This window comes from Prochlorococcus marinus CUG1438 (genome assembly GCA_017644325.1).
In the GTDB taxonomy this organism is placed as follows: Bacteria; Cyanobacteriota; Cyanobacteriia; order PCC-6307; family Cyanobiaceae; genus Prochlorococcus_A; species Prochlorococcus_A marinus_AA.
On record JAEPLS010000002.1, the window covers coordinates 166,434 to 184,233 of the forward strand.

19 protein-coding genes are annotated in these 17,800 nt (G+C 29.1%); 10 read left to right on the forward strand and 9 right to left on the reverse strand.

From position 1 onward, the window contains the following. Positions 1-6: 6 nt before the first annotated feature. Positions 7-339 carry a hypothetical protein gene (locus tag JJ847_06860; protein MBO6960604.1) on the reverse strand — a complete coding sequence of 111 codons (333 nt, stop codon included), beginning with the start codon at positions 337-339 and terminating at the stop codon, positions 7-9. Positions 340-395: 56 nt separating this feature from the next. Here JJ847_06860 and rsmA point away from each other — a divergent pair, with 56 nt between their 5' ends. From rsmA to secF, 6 genes are all read left to right on the forward strand, one after another. Next, entirely contained in the window at positions 396-1,220 is an 825-nt protein-coding gene (gene rsmA / locus JJ847_06865; protein MBO6960605.1) for a 16S rRNA (adenine(1518)-N(6)/adenine(1519)-N(6))-dimethyltransferase RsmA, read from the forward strand. Positions 1,221-1,232: 12 nt separating this feature from the next. Beyond that, a complete protein-coding gene (locus tag JJ847_06870; GenBank protein ID MBO6960606.1) occupies positions 1,233-2,168 on the forward strand; it encodes a 4-(cytidine 5'-diphospho)-2-C-methyl-D-erythritol kinase in 936 nt (311 codons plus the stop codon). A 20-nt stretch (positions 2,169-2,188) separates the two neighbouring features. Then, positions 2,189-2,491, forward strand: coding sequence for a DUF3082 domain-containing protein (locus JJ847_06875; protein ID MBO6960607.1), 303 nt, complete (start codon positions 2,189-2,191; stop codon positions 2,489-2,491). 179 nt (positions 2,492-2,670) lie between these two features. After that, positions 2,671-3,654 (forward strand): alpha-ketoacid dehydrogenase subunit beta, encoded by a 984-nt coding sequence (locus tag JJ847_06880; GenBank protein MBO6960608.1) that lies wholly within the window; start codon positions 2,671-2,673, stop codon positions 3,652-3,654. 3 nt (positions 3,655-3,657) lie between these two features. Next, positions 3,658-5,127 carry a protein translocase subunit SecD gene (gene secD, locus JJ847_06885; protein MBO6960609.1) on the forward strand — a complete coding sequence of 490 codons (1,470 nt, stop codon included), beginning with the start codon at positions 3,658-3,660 and terminating at the stop codon, positions 5,125-5,127. Positions 5,128-5,149: 22 nt separating this feature from the next. Then, positions 5,150-6,064 carry a protein translocase subunit SecF gene (gene secF / locus JJ847_06890; protein ID MBO6960610.1) on the forward strand — a complete coding sequence of 305 codons (915 nt, stop codon included), beginning with the start codon at positions 5,150-5,152 and terminating at the stop codon, positions 6,062-6,064. 204 nt (positions 6,065-6,268) lie between these two features. Here secF and JJ847_06895 read toward each other — a convergent pair whose 3' ends face one another. Genes JJ847_06895 through mnmH form a run of 3 tightly spaced genes read right to left on the reverse strand, consistent with a single transcriptional unit; the run spans position 6,269 to position 8,783 of the window. Beyond that, on the reverse strand, positions 6,269-7,312 hold the full coding sequence (locus JJ847_06895; protein MBO6960611.1) for an AI-2E family transporter: 1,044 nt from the start codon (positions 7,310-7,312) through the stop codon (positions 6,269-6,271). 13 nt (positions 7,313-7,325) lie between these two features. Further along, positions 7,326-7,679 (reverse strand): photosystem II reaction center protein Psb28, encoded by a 354-nt coding sequence (psb28, locus tag JJ847_06900; GenBank protein ID MBO6960612.1) that lies wholly within the window; start codon positions 7,677-7,679, stop codon positions 7,326-7,328. A 60-nt stretch (positions 7,680-7,739) separates the two neighbouring features. After that, complete coding sequence (mnmH, locus tag JJ847_06905) at positions 7,740-8,783, reverse strand: tRNA 2-selenouridine(34) synthase MnmH (protein ID MBO6960613.1); 1,044 nt, start codon at positions 8,781-8,783, stop codon at positions 7,740-7,742. Between the two features lie 32 nt (positions 8,784-8,815). Here mnmH and JJ847_06910 point away from each other — a divergent pair, with 32 nt between their 5' ends. Both JJ847_06910 and JJ847_06915 read left to right on the forward strand, forming a co-directional pair. After that, the gene (locus tag JJ847_06910) at positions 8,816-9,535 is read left to right on the forward strand and encodes a GUN4 domain-containing protein (protein ID MBO6960614.1); all 720 of its coding nucleotides are present in this window, start codon (positions 8,816-8,818) and stop codon (positions 9,533-9,535) included. Between the two features lie 47 nt (positions 9,536-9,582). Then, a complete protein-coding gene (locus tag JJ847_06915) occupies positions 9,583-10,017 on the forward strand; it encodes an ATP-binding protein (protein MBO6960615.1) in 435 nt (144 codons plus the stop codon). Here the strand turns inward: JJ847_06915 and JJ847_06920 are convergent. The 3 genes from JJ847_06920 to glnA all read right to left on the reverse strand — a co-directional run bounded on the left by JJ847_06920 (position 9,996) and on the right by glnA (position 12,849). Continuing rightward, positions 9,996-10,259 carry a hypothetical protein gene (locus JJ847_06920; protein MBO6960616.1) on the reverse strand — a complete coding sequence of 88 codons (264 nt, stop codon included), beginning with the start codon at positions 10,257-10,259 and terminating at the stop codon, positions 9,996-9,998. The genes JJ847_06915 and JJ847_06920 overlap by 22 nt on opposite strands. Positions 10,260-10,271: 12 nt before the next feature. Then, positions 10,272-11,327, reverse strand: coding sequence for a methyltransferase domain-containing protein (locus tag JJ847_06925; GenBank protein MBO6960617.1), 1,056 nt, complete (start codon positions 11,325-11,327; stop codon positions 10,272-10,274). Positions 11,328-11,427: 100 nt separating this feature from the next. Further along, a complete protein-coding gene (glnA, locus tag JJ847_06930; GenBank protein ID MBO6960618.1) occupies positions 11,428-12,849 on the reverse strand; it encodes a type I glutamate--ammonia ligase in 1,422 nt (473 codons plus the stop codon). A gap of 214 nt (positions 12,850-13,063) precedes the next feature. Here glnA and JJ847_06935 point away from each other — a divergent pair, with 214 nt between their 5' ends. Then, the gene (locus tag JJ847_06935; protein ID MBO6960619.1) at positions 13,064-14,248 is read left to right on the forward strand and encodes an alanine--glyoxylate aminotransferase family protein; all 1,185 of its coding nucleotides are present in this window, start codon (positions 13,064-13,066) and stop codon (positions 14,246-14,248) included. Here the strand turns inward: JJ847_06935 and JJ847_06940 are convergent. Beyond that, positions 14,223-14,738, reverse strand: a complete 516-nt coding sequence (locus tag JJ847_06940) for a nucleoside deaminase (GenBank protein ID MBO6960620.1) — start codon at positions 14,736-14,738, stop codon at positions 14,223-14,225. The genes JJ847_06935 and JJ847_06940 overlap by 26 nt on opposite strands. 43 nt (positions 14,739-14,781) lie before the next feature. On the opposite strand from JJ847_06940, the gene JJ847_06945 reads away from it, so the two are divergent. Beyond that, positions 14,782-16,173 carry an aspartate aminotransferase family protein gene (locus JJ847_06945; protein ID MBO6960621.1) on the forward strand — a complete coding sequence of 464 codons (1,392 nt, stop codon included), beginning with the start codon at positions 14,782-14,784 and terminating at the stop codon, positions 16,171-16,173. A gap of 126 nt (positions 16,174-16,299) precedes the next feature. Here JJ847_06945 and JJ847_06950 read toward each other — a convergent pair whose 3' ends face one another. Further along, a complete protein-coding gene (locus JJ847_06950; GenBank protein MBO6960622.1) occupies positions 16,300-17,799 on the reverse strand; it encodes a GTP-binding protein in 1,500 nt (499 codons plus the stop codon). Between the last annotated feature and the right edge of the window lies 1 nt (position 17,800).

The following is a 17,800-nucleotide window of genomic DNA, read 5'->3' on the forward strand; positions in this document are numbered from 1 at the left end:
ATTAAATTATTCATCAAGAAGATAATTAAATTCATCGTAAAGTTCTTCTTCAGTAGTTAATTTTTTTGAGTAATTTTGTTTTCGAGAATTCATATTAATTTGATTAAGCTCACTTTTCCTTAGTGAATTATTAATGTTAGAAGTCTCGTCTAAAGATTGAGAATTATCAATTAACGCATAAAAAATCTTATTGGGATCTTCAGAAAAGTGTGGTTTATTAGTGGGATTATCATGGTAGTCTAATTTTGAGTTATCAATGACTTTATCAGTCTTGTCATTTAAATTTTTATTTTTTTTGAAATTATTGAGTTTATCTAAATTTTTTTTTGATAAGCTCATGATATAAAGTATTAAATAAATTTATATTTAATTTAAACATATTATTTATCTTTTAGATGAATTCTAAAAACTATCATCAAAAAAAAAGATTTGGACAACACTGGTTGGTTAATAAAAAAATATTAGAAAAAATTAAAGAAATTGCTGTTCTCAACAAAAATGACTTTATTTTAGAAATTGGTCCTGGTAAAGGAGCTTTAACATCTAAGTTATTAAATTCAGAAATTAAAAAATTACATGCAATTGAATTAGATAAAGATTTAATAAATTTATTAAATGATAAATTCAATAATAATGATAAATTTTCACTGCAGCAGGGAGATATTCTTTCTGTAAATTTAGATTCGATAAATAAGAAGATTACAAAAGTGATTGCAAATATTCCATACAATATAACTGGTCCAATATTGGATATTTTCATAGGTCGATTGGGCATTATAAGAAACTATAATTACGAAAAAATTATATTTTTAATGCAGAAAGACGTTGTAGATAGAATTTTGTCCGAAGAAGGTAGTCCCAATGCTGGTGCGCTTAGTATACGAATGCAACTTCTATCAAAAATAAAAAGAATATGTGATGTGCCACCTTCATCATTTAGTCCGCCTCCAAAAGTTTTTTCTTCTTTGGTAGTTTTCGAACCAATTAAAAATGACTTAAGATTAGATACTAGTTTAGAAAAATATATAGATAAACTTCTTCGAATTTCATTTAATTCAAGAAGAAAAATGCTCAGAAATACTCTTAATTCAATACTTTCAAAAGAAGAGATAAATGAATTATCTGAATCTTCAAAAGTTTGTTTTAATTTAAGACCACAAGATATTTCAGTTAACCAATGGATTAAGCTTGCAGAAAATTGTATTAAAATTAAAAAATAAAAATTTAAGTATATGCAAGATTTAGCTAAAACGACAATTAATATAAAATCTCCTGCCAAAATAAATCTTCACCTTGAAGTTATTGGTAAAAGAGAGGATGGATTTCATGAGTTAGCAATGATTATGCAAAATATCGATCTTTCTGATTATTTAGAATTTGAAATTAATAATGAAGGTTTAATTAAACTTGAGTCTGATTGTAATAATTTAAGCCTATCCGATGATAACTTAATTGTTAAATCTGCAAATCTATTAAGGAAAAAATTAAATATAGATTATGGTGCGAATATATTTTTAAGAAAAAATATTCCAATTGGCGCAGGATTAGCTGGTGGATCAAGTAATGCAGCGGCAACATTAATTGGTCTTAATAAATTATGGGATTTGAACTTAGATAATGAAACATTATGTTCATTAGCATCATCTTTAGGATCTGATATTCCCTTTTTTATAAATGGTGGTATTCAATTGTGTTTTGGAAGAGGCGAAATTTTGGAGAAATTGAATTCAAACTTTGAATATGGAATAATTCTTTTAAAAAATCCAAATGTATCGATATCTACTGCTGAAACTTATAAAAAATATTGTAATAGATTTAGTGATAAATATCTTACCAATAAAGAAAAAATTGAGAAAATAAGAAAAAATCTAAGAAATAATGGTTTAAATAACTTTAATTATGATAATCAACATTTAACTATAAAAAATGATTTACAGTTAGTTGTTGGAAATGAGAATGATTCTGTAAAGCAGGCATTATTTTTACTTTCAAATTTAGAAAATTGTCTAACTTATTCAATGAGTGGTTCAGGTCCTACATGTTTTGCACTCTTTAAAGATGTAGAGACTGCTAAAAAAGAATTAACTGCAAATTATAAATTATTTAAAGATAAAGGTTACGATTCATGGGTTTGCACTTTCCTTAAAAAAGGAATAACATTCATTTAATTTTTTATAAAAATTTTATTGTGTCTGATAATAGTAATAAAAATATTGAAAGAAATATTCCGGAAAAAGGACCGTTAAACTTTATTTTAGGATCATTAACCAGTTTTTTATTATTTATATTTTTTTATTATTTAAGTAATAAAATAGCAATTTATTTCTATACACATAAACCATCTAATTCTTCTGAAATAGTTCAAAGTATATCTTCGAGTATTAATACCTTAATAATTGGATTATCTTTTTTACTAACTTTTTCTTTTGCTTTCATAGGTATAGGACTTTTTATTGTATTTATTCGCAGTTTTTTTCTGAAGAAAAGTTGAATTGAGAATAGTATTAAGAAAACTATTTATTTAAATGTCTTTACATGACCTAGGACTTTTAATACTTTTGCTTTCACCAGGAATGATTTTGTCAATATTACTACTTATAACCTTTGCTGAAGGAGGATGAATTAATCAAAGTGGTAGGATTATATATGTGATTAATTAGGTAATTAATTGTGGCTGGAACATTATTATTTAATGCTTTGAAAGAGGCAATTGATGAAGAGATGGAAAATGATGTAAATGTTTGCGTTATGGGTGAAGATGTTGGTCAATATGGAGGATCTTATAAGGTAACTAAGGATTTATATGAAAAATATGGAGAATTAAGAGTCTTAGATACTCCAATTGCAGAGAATAGTTTTACTGGTATGGCTGTGGGTGCAGCAATGACCGGGTTAAGACCAATAGTAGAAGGAATGAATATGGGTTTTTTGCTTTTAGCTTTTAATCAGATATCAAATAATATGGGTATGCTTAGATATACAAGCGGAGGAAATTATAAAATACCTGCAGTAGTTAGAGGTCCTGGAGGAGTTGGTCGTCAACTTGGAGCTGAACATAGTCAAAGACTAGAAGCATATTTTCATGCAGTTCCTGGTATAAAGATTGTCGCATGCAGTACACCTACTAATGCTAAAGGTTTGATGAAAGCGGCTATAAGAGATGATAATCCGGTTTTATTTTTTGAACACGTTCTTCTCTACAACTTATCTGAAGAATTACCTGAGGGAGACTATACTTGCGCCCTAGATCAGGCTGACGTTGTAAAAGAAGGTAAAGATATTACTTTATTGACTTATTCAAGAATGAGGCATCACTGCCTTAAAGCTGTTGAAGAATTAGAAAAAAAAGGGATAGATGTTGAGTTAATCGATTTAATTAGTTTAAAACCATTTGATATGGAAACTATATCAAACTCAATAAGAAAAACAAATAGAGTAATTATTGTTGAAGAATGTATGAAGACTGGAGGTATTGGAGCAGAATTAATCGCATTGATAACAGAGGAGTGTTTTGATGATCTTGATGCTCGACCAATTAGATTATCTAGTCAAGATATTCCAACTCCTTATAATGGAAATCTTGAGAATTTGACTATAATCCAACCACATCAAATAATTAAAAAAATTGAAGAATTAATTAGTGGGAGTATATAGGCAATGAAAAGAAGGCAAGGCTGGCTTTTTTTTATTATATTTTTACTTACCTTATCTATTTATCGATTAATAAATTATCCATTACAATTGGGATTGGATTTACAAGGGGGTTCTCAACTTACACTACAAATTATTAAAGATGAAGGGAAGGTAACAAAGGATGAACTTGAAGCAGTTAATTCTGTTATTGATAAACGAGTTAACAACTTAGGGGTTTCAGAATCTAACTTGCAAACCCTAGGGGGAGATCAATTGATTTTAGAATTACCTGGAGAACAAAATCCATTAGTTGCTTCAAGAGTTTTAGGGAAGACTGCTTTATTAGAATTTAGGATTCAAAAAGAAGGTACATCAACAGATTTAAAAACCTTACAAATACAGAGATTGAATATTAAAGAATTAATTGAACAATATTCTTCTTTAGAAAAAAGTCAATTTAATGATAATTTCTTAGAAATTATTCAAGATGATATTAATGTGATAGAGCAAGAATTAAATTATTTAACTAATAGTACTGATTTATATGGGAAGTTAATTGAAATTAAAAAATATGTTGATAAAGAAATTACAAATTTATTTATAAAAACAGATTTAACTGGTAAAGATCTTATTAACGCAGGAAGGAGACAAGAACAAACAAATAGTAATTGGGAAGTTTTGTTAACTTTTAGTAACTCTGGAGGTGAAAAGTTTGCAGAAATCACAAAGTCAATTGCCGGAACGAATAAACTATTGGCTATTATTCTTGATGGAGAATCAATAAGTGAAGCTAGTGTTGGTAGTCAGTTTGTTAATACTGGGATTACAGGTGGATCAGCAACAATAAGTGGTAATTTTAGCGCTGAGAATGCAAGAGAATTAGAAGTTCAACTTAAAGGTGGTTCATTGCCATTACCAATTGAGATAGTAGAAACTAACACTATAGGGGCATTGCTGGGATCCAAAAATATTTTAAAAAGTCTTTATGCAGCAATTACTGGGTTAATTTTTGTTGGTTTATTTATGATTTTTAATTATAGAGTTCTAGGTTTTGTTTCAGTTCTCTCCCTAGTGCTTTATGGATTCTTTAACTTGGCACTATATTCTCTAATTCCTGTAACTTTGACTTTACCTGGAATTTCTGGTCTTATACTTAGCATTGGTATGGCTGTTGATGCAAATATTCTAATATTTGAGAGAATTAGAGAAGAATTATATGAAGGAAATACTCTTACTAGATCTATTGCTAGCGGTTTTCAAAGAGCTAATTCATCTATAGTTGATGGCCATATTACAACTCTTCTAAGTTGTTTTGTATTGTTTTTATTAGGAACAAATTTTGTTAAAGGTTTTGCTGCAACTTTAGGTATTGGAGTTTTAATAAGTTTGTTTACCTCATTAAATTGTTCTAAAACTATTTTGAGATTTTTTACAACATATCAATATTTAAGACAAAAAAATCTCTATCTACCTAAGAATAGATTTTCAAATTAAATTTTTTAATTAAAACTTTCTTATGAAATACAATCTTGAACTAATAAAAAATAAAAGAAAGATAATTGCTTTATCATCTGTTCTTATTTTGTTGAGTATACTGGGAATTTTATATTCTACTTTTAATACTTCATATAAGAAACCTATAAATTTAGGCATGGATTTTGTTGGGGGAAATGAACTAAGAATTGAGAGAGTTTGTGAAGAGGAATGTTCTAAATTTTCCCCTGATACAGTTATAGAAAATTTAAGAGAGATCTCTAAAAATAAATACTTTTTAAATAATATTAAATTACAATTCCAAAATGAAAATAAGTTAATTTCAATTAGAACACCTTATTTGAGTATTGAAGAATCTAATAGTCTTATTAGTAATCTTGATAGTATTATTGGACCTCTAAATTATGAGAGCAAGGATTCAAGATTAATAGGTCCAAAGCTTGGGAAAAGATTACTTTCCAATTGTGTTACTTCATTATTAGTTTCATTATTTGCAATATCTTTATATATAACTATAAGATTTGATAAAAAATATGCATTATTTGCATTATTAGCTTTATTTCATGATTTATTAATCGTTTTCGGTATATTCTCTTGGTTGGGAATTGTATTATCTGTAGAAGTAAATAGTTTATTTGCAGTATCTTTGTTAACTATCGCTGGCTACTCTGTAAATGATACTGTTGTTATTTTTGATAGAATCCGTGAAAATTTAAAATTAAAGAAAGAAGGATATAATGAAACTATTCAATTATCAGTAAACGAATCATTTAGGAGAACAACCTTTACCAGTATTACTACTCTTATACCCTTGTTAAGTATTATTTTGTTTGGGTCATATTCTCTATTTTGGTTTTCTTTGGCTTTATCTTTAGGAATTATAGTTGGAAGTTATTCAAGTATTTTATTGGCTCCATCTTTGTTGCTTAAAGACTGAGCTTAAGCTTCTAATTTTATGAAATTGAATTACTATTTAATAATTTTATTTTCATTAGTTTTAATAGATCTTTCTACTGAGCTAAGAATATTATTTGATCATTTTACTTTTAGTTCACTTTATTATGCTATAAATAAACATCCCTTAGCTATCTTTATACTTATTTCCTACCCATATTTATATAAAAAATTAATTAAGTAGTTTTTAAATATCTTTAAATGATTCTTTGATTAAAACCTGTATTACTACAGCTAATGGAAGAGATAGTATTAAGCCTAATGGACCAAAAATGAAGGTGAATCCAAATTGTGATATTAATGTTAAACCAGGAAGTATATTTGCTTTTTTCTTCATTATAGATGGCATTATTATATAACTTTCAATATTTTGAATGATTACATATGCTCCTAAAACGGCTAATGGTTTCCAAAAATTATCTAGTAGCGCAATTGAGATTGGGAATATACCACTAATAACTGGTCCTATATTTGGAATTATATTAAGAACCATAGCTATTAAAGCATTAGAGACGACATATTTGACATCTAATATAGATAAAACTATTAATGATAATAAACCTACTGATAATGAGCTTATGACCATAGAAAAGCTCCAATTTGTTAATGCAATATTACATTTTTCCAGAATATTTCTAAATTTGTTGCGATAATTTTTTGGAATTAATATTAGTATATTTTCTTTATATTGTTTTGGTTCAATAGAAATCATCAAACTCACCGCTAATACGAATATTAATTTCAAAAAACCTGAACCAAGATTCCCAGCTATATTAATTAAATTTTTAAAACTTTCTTGAATAGCTTTTGCAATAGTTGAGGCATCTGGAATGGTAACTACATTATTTATAAGACTGAATATGTCTATAACATTTTCAGTTTGTTCACCATAAAATAGGCTATTAAATTTATAAAGATTTGTATTAATCAAAATATTGATTTTTGATAAACCATTTGGAATATCAACGAGTATTTCATTGAATTCTTTTATAAAGGGGGGAAGTACCAGAATAAATATAGTAGAAACTAATACTGAAATAACAGTTAAGACTAAAAATAATGAAATCGATCGGGGAATTTTTAAAAACTTTTGGATTTGATTACATAAATTACATACAATATTTGAAATAACTAATGAGCAAATTATTAAGAGGAGAAAATCTCTTAAGATCCATATTATTAAAGAAGTGATTAAAATAAATACTAACTTGAAATATGATGGACTACTCAATTTTCAGAATGTTCTACTTCTTCTCAGAATATCCTAATCCATTTGATTTGGCATAACTATTTGCAAATCTCATAAATCTATCAAAGTCAGATGTGTTTTTCCAAATATAAACTGCCTCTAAAAATATCGGTTCTCCATCAACAAACTTTACTTTAACTTCCCTAGTAAGTATTTCACCTTCTGCATCTATCATACGCATACCAGTAATTTCACCATCTGTTATTGAGGATAATGCTTGAGGTTTTTCGAACGAGAATAGTGCTTGGCCTGTGGTACCATCTTTACTCCTAGTGAGTCTTATTTCCGGCACTACTGGTTCATCAGTTCCTTCGTAAAATTGTATTTTCGCAATTTTATTTGCTGTCATAGTAATCATCTAATAATTTTTTATATTAGGAAATATTTTTCAGATTCGTTTGTAATTATTTTATAAAACATTATTTAGTAACTCTAAGATCCTTTCATCATATTTTATGTCTGTTAAATCCAAAAACTTAATATTTGTTTTGCCAACCTTTTCATATTCATAACATTTATCGTAATAATCTAAGACTGATCTGCAAACTAATTCCCATTTCTCATTATTAATTGATTCAAGAGCAATTTTTGTTCTTTGTGGTCCTAATCTTTTTTTTATCCTTAATACAGATTCTTTAAGTTCCTCTTTTTTATAAACGCTATAAGTATCTATTAATTCATCTAATCTGTTAGACTCGCTCCTTAAAATTTCAATTCTTCTTGAATTTTTCATCTGATAGAAAAATTCATGCGGGATTTTGCATTTACCGATATTTGCACTTTCGGCTTCTACAAAAATATTATTAGATAATTTAAAAGAATTTATTTTTTCTGCAATTATATTTTCGAATTGTTCATTTGAGGGTTGTTCATTCATTCCTAAACCTCCAAATGTACTCCCTCTATGACAAGCATATCCTTCAAGATCAATAGTTTGATATTTATGTTTCTCAAGTAATGATAATAATCTTGTTTTACCTGTTCCTGTTTTTCCCCCAATCACTACAATGTTCAACTTTTTAGAAAAACTATCTAATACCCATCTTCTATATATTTTGTAACCTCCATTAAGTGTAACGAGATTTAATTTAAAACTATCTAGTAACCAGGCTATACTTTGTGAACGCATACCGCCTCTAGAACAATATATTCTTATGCAAAGTTCTTTATTTCTATTTTCAGAAATATTATTAAAAGAGTCAATATTCATAAATAAATCATCAAGAAGTGATTCCAATTTTTTTTCAAAAATTTTTAAACCTTCAATTACAGCATTTTTTCTTCCTTGTTTTTTATAAATCGTCCCAATTATTGATCTCTCATCATTATCAAATAATGGAATGTTAATAGAATTAGGCATGTGTCCTTTATAATATTCACCTGGGCTCCTAACATCTATAAGTGGTCCTTTAAAACTTCTAAATTTCTCTAGTTCTTTTCTTTTGAAATGCATGGATAGTTTTTATTTTTGATTGATTTTTTAAAATGAATAACAAAGAACAAGATAACTATAATAAATCTACATTAGACCTGATAAAAAAATTTGTAGATTCCAATCAAAGGAAAAGAATAAATTTATTAAAGCAAATAGAATCTGAATTCGAAAATATTTATAAACTTGGTCCAAATTTATTTGAAATCTTTGATAGGAATGGAGATGACTGGGCTGCTGGTTGGTTGTTACAAGTTTTAAAAAAATATAAGCCTGAATTTTTTGATAACAATAATTTCAATAATTGGTTTAATACTTATTCAGATATTGATATTAATTATAAAGATTTACAATTGAACTTAGTCGAGCAAAAATTTGAAGAAGCAGATAGATTAACAAGTTCATATTTGCGACAACTAGCAGGAAAACTTGCTGTAAAACGTGGATATGTTTTCTATAGTGAGGTTAAGAATATGCCATGTAATGATCTTCAAACATTAGATAGATTATGGACAATTTATTCTACTGGAAGATTTGGATTCTCAATCCAAGCAAAGATATTAAAATCAGTAGGAAAAAAATATGAATTAATGTGGCCTAAAATAGGATGGAAAAAAGAGGGATTATGGACTAGATATCCAGGATCTTTTTGCTGGTCATTGGATGCCCCTGATGGGCATATGCCATTAGTAAATCAACTGAGAGGAGTAAGATTAATGGACTCAATATTAAGACATCCTGCTATAGCTAAAAGACATAAAAATATTCTTTAAATGAGGTATCTAATAAGTTAAAATTAAATAAGTAACAAAATATTATTATGTCCTTATTTCGGGGCAAAAATATTTTAAAAAAATTTTTTAGGAAGCCAAGAATTAACTGGTCAAATTACGAGTTTGAATCTTCATTACAACTAAATGAATTTGTAGATCAATTATTAGAACCAATTAAGAAATCCCAATCGAACTATCTTATTAAACTTGGATTACATGAAGCTCTTGTTAACGCAGTAAAACATGGAAATAAATTAGATCCTAAGAAAAGTATTAGAGTAAGAAGAATAATTACTCCTAATTGGTGTGTTTGGCAAATTCAGGACCAAGGTAATGGTTTAGAATCAAAAAAAAGAAATTTCAAATTACCGAAAAAAATTAACAGTGTAAATGGACGTGGCTTATATATTATTAACGAATGTTTTGATGATATTAGATGGAGCAGTAAAGGTAATAGGCTTCAATTAGCTTTGAAAAGATGATTTTTACTAGGACAAGGTTGATCAACGTTAATTTCTTCTAGCCATTTAATACCTTCTTTAATATACTCAATTGTTTCTTTCTCATTACAGGAAATAATCAATTGACATAACCCTGCCGAAAAAAGTTCTGCAGCTCTTTTATGTTTATTTCCTTTATCTTTATGCCAGTCTAAATGATCAATTTTCAATTTATCATTAAGATTCTGTACTAGCTTTATGGTATCTTTATCCCAATTGGTCATAGAAATTTTTAATTATTTTGTAGCAGACCATATTTTGGTCATGAAAAAAGAATTTGATTTTACATCTTTAAAACCTACCTCTTCAATTTTAGAATCTATATCTTCTTTTATGTAATCACAATAAAAGGGTTCATGAAAAGTTTTATAAAAGTTCTCCATGATGGATGTAAAGTCAGGTGAATCGCTTATTTGAATTGAGTCAGCTAACACTAATGTTCCTCCTGGTTCAAGAACTCTAAAAAATTCATTTAATACTTTAGCTCTAATTGTTCTTGGTAATTCATGAAATAAGTAAACACAAGAAATGGATTGAAAGCTATCATTTTCAAATGGTAATTCTTCAGCATTACCTTTCATTAACTCGATTAAATCCCCATCTAATTCTGAAATATATCTACTTGCCTCTTTCAAGTATGAATCTGATAAATCAATACCTATAATTTTTTCTTTTGGGAATGCCGCCCTTAATTGTTTTAATGTTCTCCCTGAACCTGTAGCTACATCAAGTATTTTAATGGAACTTTTTTTTCTATCGCCAAAATTCTGGAGACCTTTTTTTAATGGTTTAATTATTCTCCTCCTCATTGAATCAGCACTTCCATTAAAAAGTATCTCAACTTGTAGGTCATAAATACTAGCGGAAAAATCTGATAAATAACCGTCTGTTTGATGATGAAAATTTCTCAAGTAATATTTGGGATAATTAGCTTTTTCTACCGATTTAGGGAGATCATCAAAATTTTGTTTTCTGCGTCTATCCCATGTATTAGGCATATCAAGCCAAATTTTTGGATATTGAGTCAAATATCTGAGCCAAGGCTCGTCAAATAATAATTTTTTCGGATAAATATTTTTTTCAGCATCATTCCAATCTTCTTCTCTTAAGTCATCCATTGAATTTTGAATTTGTAAGAGAAGATCCTTATCTATTTCAAAATTTTCAAGATTAGAATCGGGCAGAATAAAATTCATCAACCTTGAACTAATTTGCTTATGGGCAAATCCCGCTATGCTTTTACTCTGTTGGAGAGTTTTATATGCAATTTTTGAAAATGATTCCCTGGCCATTTTTTGTTATATGTATATATATTCCAACAAAAAAAAAATCAATTTGAGAATATTTTGTGATAATTCTCAAATTGAATTGTCTAAATAAAGGTTTTTTTAATTATGCGTCATAATACATGAAGAATTCATGTGGATGAGGTCTCTGTCTTAATTGTTGTACCTCTTCGTATTTGATATCGATAAAATTATCAATAAAATCTTCAGTAAATACACCACCGGCTAATAAATAATCTTTATCTGCTTTTAATGCATTGAGTGAATCATTGAGTGATGAAGGTACTGTATCAATTTTGGCAAGTTCGTCTGCTGGAAGTTCGAATAAATCAACATCTACCCCATCGCCTGGATCTATTTGATTTTTTATTCCATCAATACCAGCAAGCATCATTACGGAGAAAGCTAAATATGGGTTTGCGAGTGCGTCGCCTGATCTAAATTCTAATCTTTTAGCTTTAGGGCTAGGACCAGTTAAGGGAATTCTGACAGCAGCAGATCTATTACCCTCAGAATAAACTAAATTTACAGGAGCTTCAAATCCTGGGACCAATCTTTTATAACTATTTGTTGTTGGATTAGTGAATGCAAGGAATGAAGGGGCATGTTTAAGTATGCCTCCGATATACCATCTAGCTGTTTGAGATAAATTTGCATAAGCACCTTCACCAAAGAACAATGGCTGTCCACTCTTCCATAAACTCTGATGTACATGCATTCCAGTTCCATTATCATTAAATACTGGCTTAGGCATAAATGTTGCAGTTTTTCCATATTTTTTCGCAACATTTCTCACGACATATTTATATGTCATTACATTGTCAGCTGAATTTATTAAGGAATCAAATTTCATTCCAAGCTCGTGTTGTCCAGCTCCTGCAACTTCATGGTGATGTTTTTCTGTAGGAATACCTAATTGACCCATGAGTAAAAGCATTTCTGATCTTATATCTTGTGCTGTATCATTAGGCGCAACAGGGAAATAACCCTCCTTATATTGGATTTTGTATCCTAAATTTCCTCCTTCTTCTACTCTCCCAGTATTCCATGGAGCTTCTATAGTATCTACACTATAAAAGCAAGAACCCTCTTTTGAGTCATATCTGACATCATCAAACAAGAAAAATTCGGGTTCGGGTCCAAAAAATGCAGTATCAGCAATACCCGTAGATTCCAGGTATTTTAGTGCCTTTTGAGCTAACGATCTGGGACATCTATCATATGGCTCGCCACTCCTAGGTTCTTGTATGGAGCAAATCATACTAAGAGTTTTATGCTTATAAAAAGGGTCTATCCAGGCTGTACTTGCATCAGGAACCATTGACATATCAGAGGCATTGATTGCTTTCCAACCTCTTATTGATGAACCGTCAAATGCTAAGCCCTCCGTAAATGAATCCTCTTCTATCATGTCTGAAGTAAGAGTTAAATGTTGCCATTTACCATGAATATCTGTGAATTTCAAATCGATGAGTTCAATTCCTTCGTCTTTAATTTGACTTAAAACATCTTGTGGAGACTTAGACATAACTTTTGTAATACCTTATATGAAATTAATAACTTGGTGAGTCATGTTTTGTATCAACCGTAACTTTTTTAAAGACTAGATGAATTCTTTTAGTGTTTCGAATTATAAGTTTAATAATTGTTTACTTAAATATTTAAATTGAATTAATTTCCTTAAAAAAATATCGCTTATGTGGAGATATTAGTTTACTTTAAAAGTAATTGGATGTAATGCTTTGACAGAAGCAAAACTTATTTCGGCTCTAAATGAAGAGAATTTATCTCATTTCTCAAAGACTTATGTTCCCTCAAGACTTTTATTAGGGCCTGGCCCATCAAATGCACATCCTGAGGTATTAAAAGCTTTATCACTAAATCCAATTGGTCATCTAGATGAAGCATATATTTCATTGATGTCGGATGTACAGCAACTTCTCAGATATACTTGGCAATGCAATAATAAACTTACTCTTCCAATGAGTGGTACAGGCAGTGCTGCTATGGAAGCTTCAATTGCTAATTTTATTGAAGAAGGCGAAAAGATTCTAATAGCTAAAAAAGGATATTTTGGAGACAGACTAGTTGATATGGCAAATAGATATAAAGCTCAGGTTTCCGTTATGGAAAAACCTTGGGGCGAAGCTTTTTCTTACGAAGAAATTAAAAATGAAATAGAGACTAAAAAACCCGCTATATTTGCAATTGTCCACGCTGAGACATCCAGTGGAGTACTTCAACCTCTTGATGGGATAGGTGATGTTTGCAGAGAAAATAACTGCTTATTTTTAGTTGATGCGGTTACATCACTCGGTGCTATTGAATTATTGGTTGATGAATGGAAAATTGATCTAGCATATAGTTGTAGCCAGAAGGGTTTAAGTTGTCCACCAGGATTAAGCCCATTTACCATGAATAAGAGAGCAGAAGAAAAGCTAAGTGCAAGGACAACCAAAGTTCCTAATTGGTATTTAGATTTATCACTCTTAAATAAGTATTGGGGTTCTGATCGTGTTTATCATCATACAGCTCCAGTAAATATGAATTTTGCTATACGTGAAGGTTTGCGTTTAATTGCGAATGAAGGTTTAGATAATGTTTGGAACAGGCATAACAATAATGCAAGGAAACTATGGAATGGTTTAGAAAGTCTTGGGATGGAATTACATGTATCAGAGGAATATAGACTGCCAACATTAACAACAGTTAAAATACCTCCAGCAGTTGATGGAGATGGTTTTAGAAATCATCTTTTAACAAACTTTGGAATAGAAATAGGAAATGGACTTGGAGAATTATCAGGGAAGGTTTGGCGCGTAGGACTAATGGGTTTTAATTCAAGTCAGGAAAATGTTGATAGATTATTAAACCTTTTTGATACTGAGCTAAAGAAATTTTCTATTTTTGAGTCCTCAACTCTTTAAACCAAATCTGTAAAATTTGACTACATTCCTCTTCTAAAATCCCTCCAATTATTTTCATTTTATGATGAGCACTCTCATGTCTTGATAAATCAATTGAACCCCCCAATCCACCTCTTTTCTTATCGAAGGCCCCAAAAACAACTTTACCCATCCTCGCTTGAATAAGAGCAGAAGAACACATAGTACAAGGTTCTAAATTTGTGATAAGAGTACATTCATTAAATCTCCAATCATTTTTTATCAGAGATGCCTGTCTAAGTGCCATTATCTCTGCATGACCTAATGGGTCTTTATTATTATTTCTTTTGTTTACCCCTCTTCCAATACATCTTCCCCTCTCATCTAATATTATTGAACAGATTGGTAACTCAATTTTTCCAATTTCTTCTGATCTCCTTAATATTGATTTCATCCACGAAATGTATTTTGAATTATTTGTTTCTATTTTTTGTTCATTATTACTATTTCCATTTTCAAAAATATATCTCATTTAACAATATTGAGAATAGACTTATTAATAGATATTTTATCTGATGACTGAAGATTTAATTAATAATAAAGATATATATTTCCCATCTTATCTAGGGACTAATGACAGATTGATTACTCTACTTAATGGGGTAAGTCGAACTCTTTGTGAATGGTTCAGTAAAGCCGATAAAAATGGTCCTTTACCTTTTGATGAAAATTTTAAGTGCAATATGCCTCAAGAAGATGGTAACTCTGCAGAAGATTTGTTCTCTGAGATTGAATCTCTTTTGAATAATTCTTTTAATCCAGTACATCCTGGATCATTAGCTCACCTTGATCCCCCACCATTAATTTTTTCTATTTTAGGAGACTTAATTGCTGCTGGTTTAAATAATAATCTTCTTGCTTACGAGTTATCCCCAAGTGTAACTTTGCTAGAGGAATCATTATGCAAATGGTTTGCAATGAAAATAGGTTTTAATGAATCGTCTGGAGGTATAGCGGCTAGTGGAGGTACATTGAGTAATTTAAATGCACTAATAGCAGCTAGAAATACTGCTGGTTTAGGATCTGACCCATGTTCTGTACTTTTAGTTAGCGAAGATGCACATTCTTCTTTTATAAAGTGTATAAAAATTATGGGTCTCGATGAAAAAAATCTTGTAAGGGTAAAAACTGATAATAAAGGTCGTATGGACGTAGACAACCTCATAAATAAAATAGATAAATGTTCATTAGAAAATAAAAAAATCTTTGCTATTGTTGCTACTCTAGGAACAACTATCAGAGGATCAATTGATCCAATTAAAGATATAAGTGAAATATGCAGATTTAGGAAAATATGGTTACATATCGATGGCTCCATTGGAGGGATTTTTGCAATAACTTCTATTCCCATAGAAGGTTTAAATTATATTAAAGAAGCTAATTCAATAACAATTAATCCACAAAAAATATTAGGTATTACAAAGACCTCCTCCCTGTTATTGGTATCAAATATGAGTACATTGGGAAAAACTTTTTCTACTGGACTACCCTACATATCATCTAAAGAAAACATTATCAACAGAGGAGAAATAGGTATACAAGGTTCTAGACCTGCAGAAGTTATAAAACTTTGGCTTGGATTAAGATTTCTAGGTATGAAAGGAATAGAGGATATATTAGGATCGTCAATAAACAAAAATAAGTATTTCATTAAAAATATAAATAAAGATAAGTTTGATATATATTCTGGTCCATTACACATAGCTTCATTCATCCCGCAGGGTCTTACTTCAAAAGAGTCAGAAGCTTGGACACAAAATAAAATTAATGAATTAAAGAAAAAGAATTTTATGCTTTCTAGACCAAAATTTAAAGATAAATATTTTTTAAGAGTTGTAATGGGAAATTACAATACAAAAGAATCTCATATAAAAGAATTAATAAATCTTTTAAATGATTATCCATGACCACCGGCAGACCTAAAATTATTGCTTTAATAACAGGATTTATATCTATTGCCATTTGTATTGCGTACTTACTTTTTATAACTATTTTTGATTTTAGAACTATTCTTAATGATTATTTATCAAACATTACATAGAAGATGGAGGCAATCTATTTTCTGATTTCAAAATTTTTGTGATTTCTATTTTAGAAATAGCTTCTTTGACGAAATTTGTTAAAAATTCCTCTCTGGTACTAAGTTTATAGATCTTATCTACCACTTCTTGAATACCGCCATCTCCCCAATTCTGACCATTTTTAAAATATTCAATCAAACTAAGACCTACTATCCTAAATAACCAAGCCGCTGTAATGGATTGTATTGACTTAGATATGATAATTTTAGTAAAGCTTGTGGCTAAAACTGGAGAAATAATTGCCAGACCACCTTTTAAAATACCTAATTTAGCCAATGTACTTATAAGTGATTTAGATAAATCCTTAGCATTGTTTTTTGTAAGTTTAATTTCATATATTTTGGATAATTCTAATATCATTTGCACGTTCACTGAGGTAGTAGTAAGAAAATCTAAAGCAGGTAAAGGATTAACTAGTATTACTCCTCCTGTTATCCACATATATTTATTAATTATTTTATTTGAGATTAAATATCTCTGTTCCTGTATAAAATTTTTACTTTTAATACCTAATTTATTTGAACGAAAGAGTATATTATCGGCTAACAACTCTTCTCCACTAGCATATAGTGTTTCTACAATTTCTCTAAATAAACTTCCCACGTCTGGACCTATAAATATGGTATCTGATTTTTGGTGATGAGATGATTGTGGGATCGCGATTGTTTGTACAACTGAAATATTATTTTTTCTTGCGGAAGTAATAGAAATTATATTTTTTTTAATGAGGTTATTATCATCTCTAGACCTTAGATCACATTTATTTAAAACTATAATAATTTTTTTTCCTATTTTTAATAATTCCTCAATCAAATAATTTTCGTATTTATTAATATCCTGGTCTAATACAAAGAGAATCAAATCAGAATTTGAAGCTTCTAAAATTGTCAATTTTTCTCGCTGTTCTCCTAAGTTAGATGGTTCAAACAATCCGGGAGTATCAATTATGCTAATATTTCTTTTTAAAATTGGAATACGAATTTTATAACTATTTATTTGCTTTGTTGTACCAATCTTTGCAGATGTTTGTCCGATAATATTTTTTAATAAAGATCGCGCTATTGATGTTTTTCCAGAGGAACCTGCTCCAAAAAGTGTAACTTTATAATCTCCCGTTTTCAATTGTGATTCAAGTTTGTTTTTTTCGTAATTAAGCAATTCAAAATTAACTTTATCGCTAATTTTTCTATTTATTTTATCGATGCTATCCAAACTTGTCTTCGCAGCTCCATAAGTATTTTTGATTGAATGTGGATATTTTTTATTGGTGTAAAAAATTTTATAAACAATTCTCTTAAATAATTTCTTATCAAGAATATATAAAATGTAGATTAAAAATACTAGGAGTAAAAGAGTATAAAAATTTAATAACCTAATTAATATAGTAAACAGAAGATATATAGTTATACAGAAAATAAAATATTTAAGGTATTTTAATTTTAAGTAATTCATA

Coding starts and splice junctions, on each gene's coding strand:
- JJ847_06870 (MBO6960606.1), top strand. CDS start 1,233: ATGCAAGATTTAGCTAAAACGACAATTAATATAAAATCTCCTGCCAAA.
- JJ847_06945 (MBO6960621.1), top strand. CDS start 14,782: ATGACTGAAGATTTAATTAATAATAAAGATATATATTTCCCATCTTAT.
- JJ847_06860 (MBO6960604.1), bottom strand. CDS start 339: ATGAGCTTATCAAAAAAAAATTTAGATAAACTCAATAATTTCAAAAAA.
- glnA (MBO6960618.1), bottom strand. CDS start 12,849: ATGTCTAAGTCTCCACAAGATGTTTTAAGTCAAATTAAAGACGAAGGA.
- mnmH (MBO6960613.1), bottom strand. CDS start 8,783: ATGCATTTCAAAAGAAAAGAACTAGAGAAATTTAGAAGTTTTAAAGGA.
- psb28 (MBO6960612.1), bottom strand. CDS start 7,679: ATGACAGCAAATAAAATTGCGAAAATACAATTTTACGAAGGAACTGAT.
- JJ847_06925 (MBO6960617.1), bottom strand. CDS start 11,327: ATGGCCAGGGAATCATTTTCAAAAATTGCATATAAAACTCTCCAACAG.
- JJ847_06915 (MBO6960615.1), top strand. CDS start 9,583: ATGTCCTTATTTCGGGGCAAAAATATTTTAAAAAAATTTTTTAGGAAG.
- JJ847_06950 (MBO6960622.1), bottom strand. CDS start 17,799: ATGAATTACTTAAAATTAAAATACCTTAAATATTTTATTTTCTGTATA.
- secF (MBO6960610.1), top strand. CDS start 5,150: ATGAAATACAATCTTGAACTAATAAAAAATAAAAGAAAGATAATTGCT.
- JJ847_06940 (MBO6960620.1), bottom strand. CDS start 14,738: ATGAGATATATTTTTGAAAATGGAAATAGTAATAATGAACAAAAAATA.
- JJ847_06910 (MBO6960614.1), top strand. CDS start 8,816: ATGAATAACAAAGAACAAGATAACTATAATAAATCTACATTAGACCTG.
- JJ847_06920 (MBO6960616.1), bottom strand. CDS start 10,259: ATGACCAATTGGGATAAAGATACCATAAAGCTAGTACAGAATCTTAAT.
- secD (MBO6960609.1), top strand. CDS start 3,658: ATGAAAAGAAGGCAAGGCTGGCTTTTTTTTATTATATTTTTACTTACC.
- rsmA (MBO6960605.1), top strand. CDS start 396: ATGAATTCTAAAAACTATCATCAAAAAAAAAGATTTGGACAACACTGG.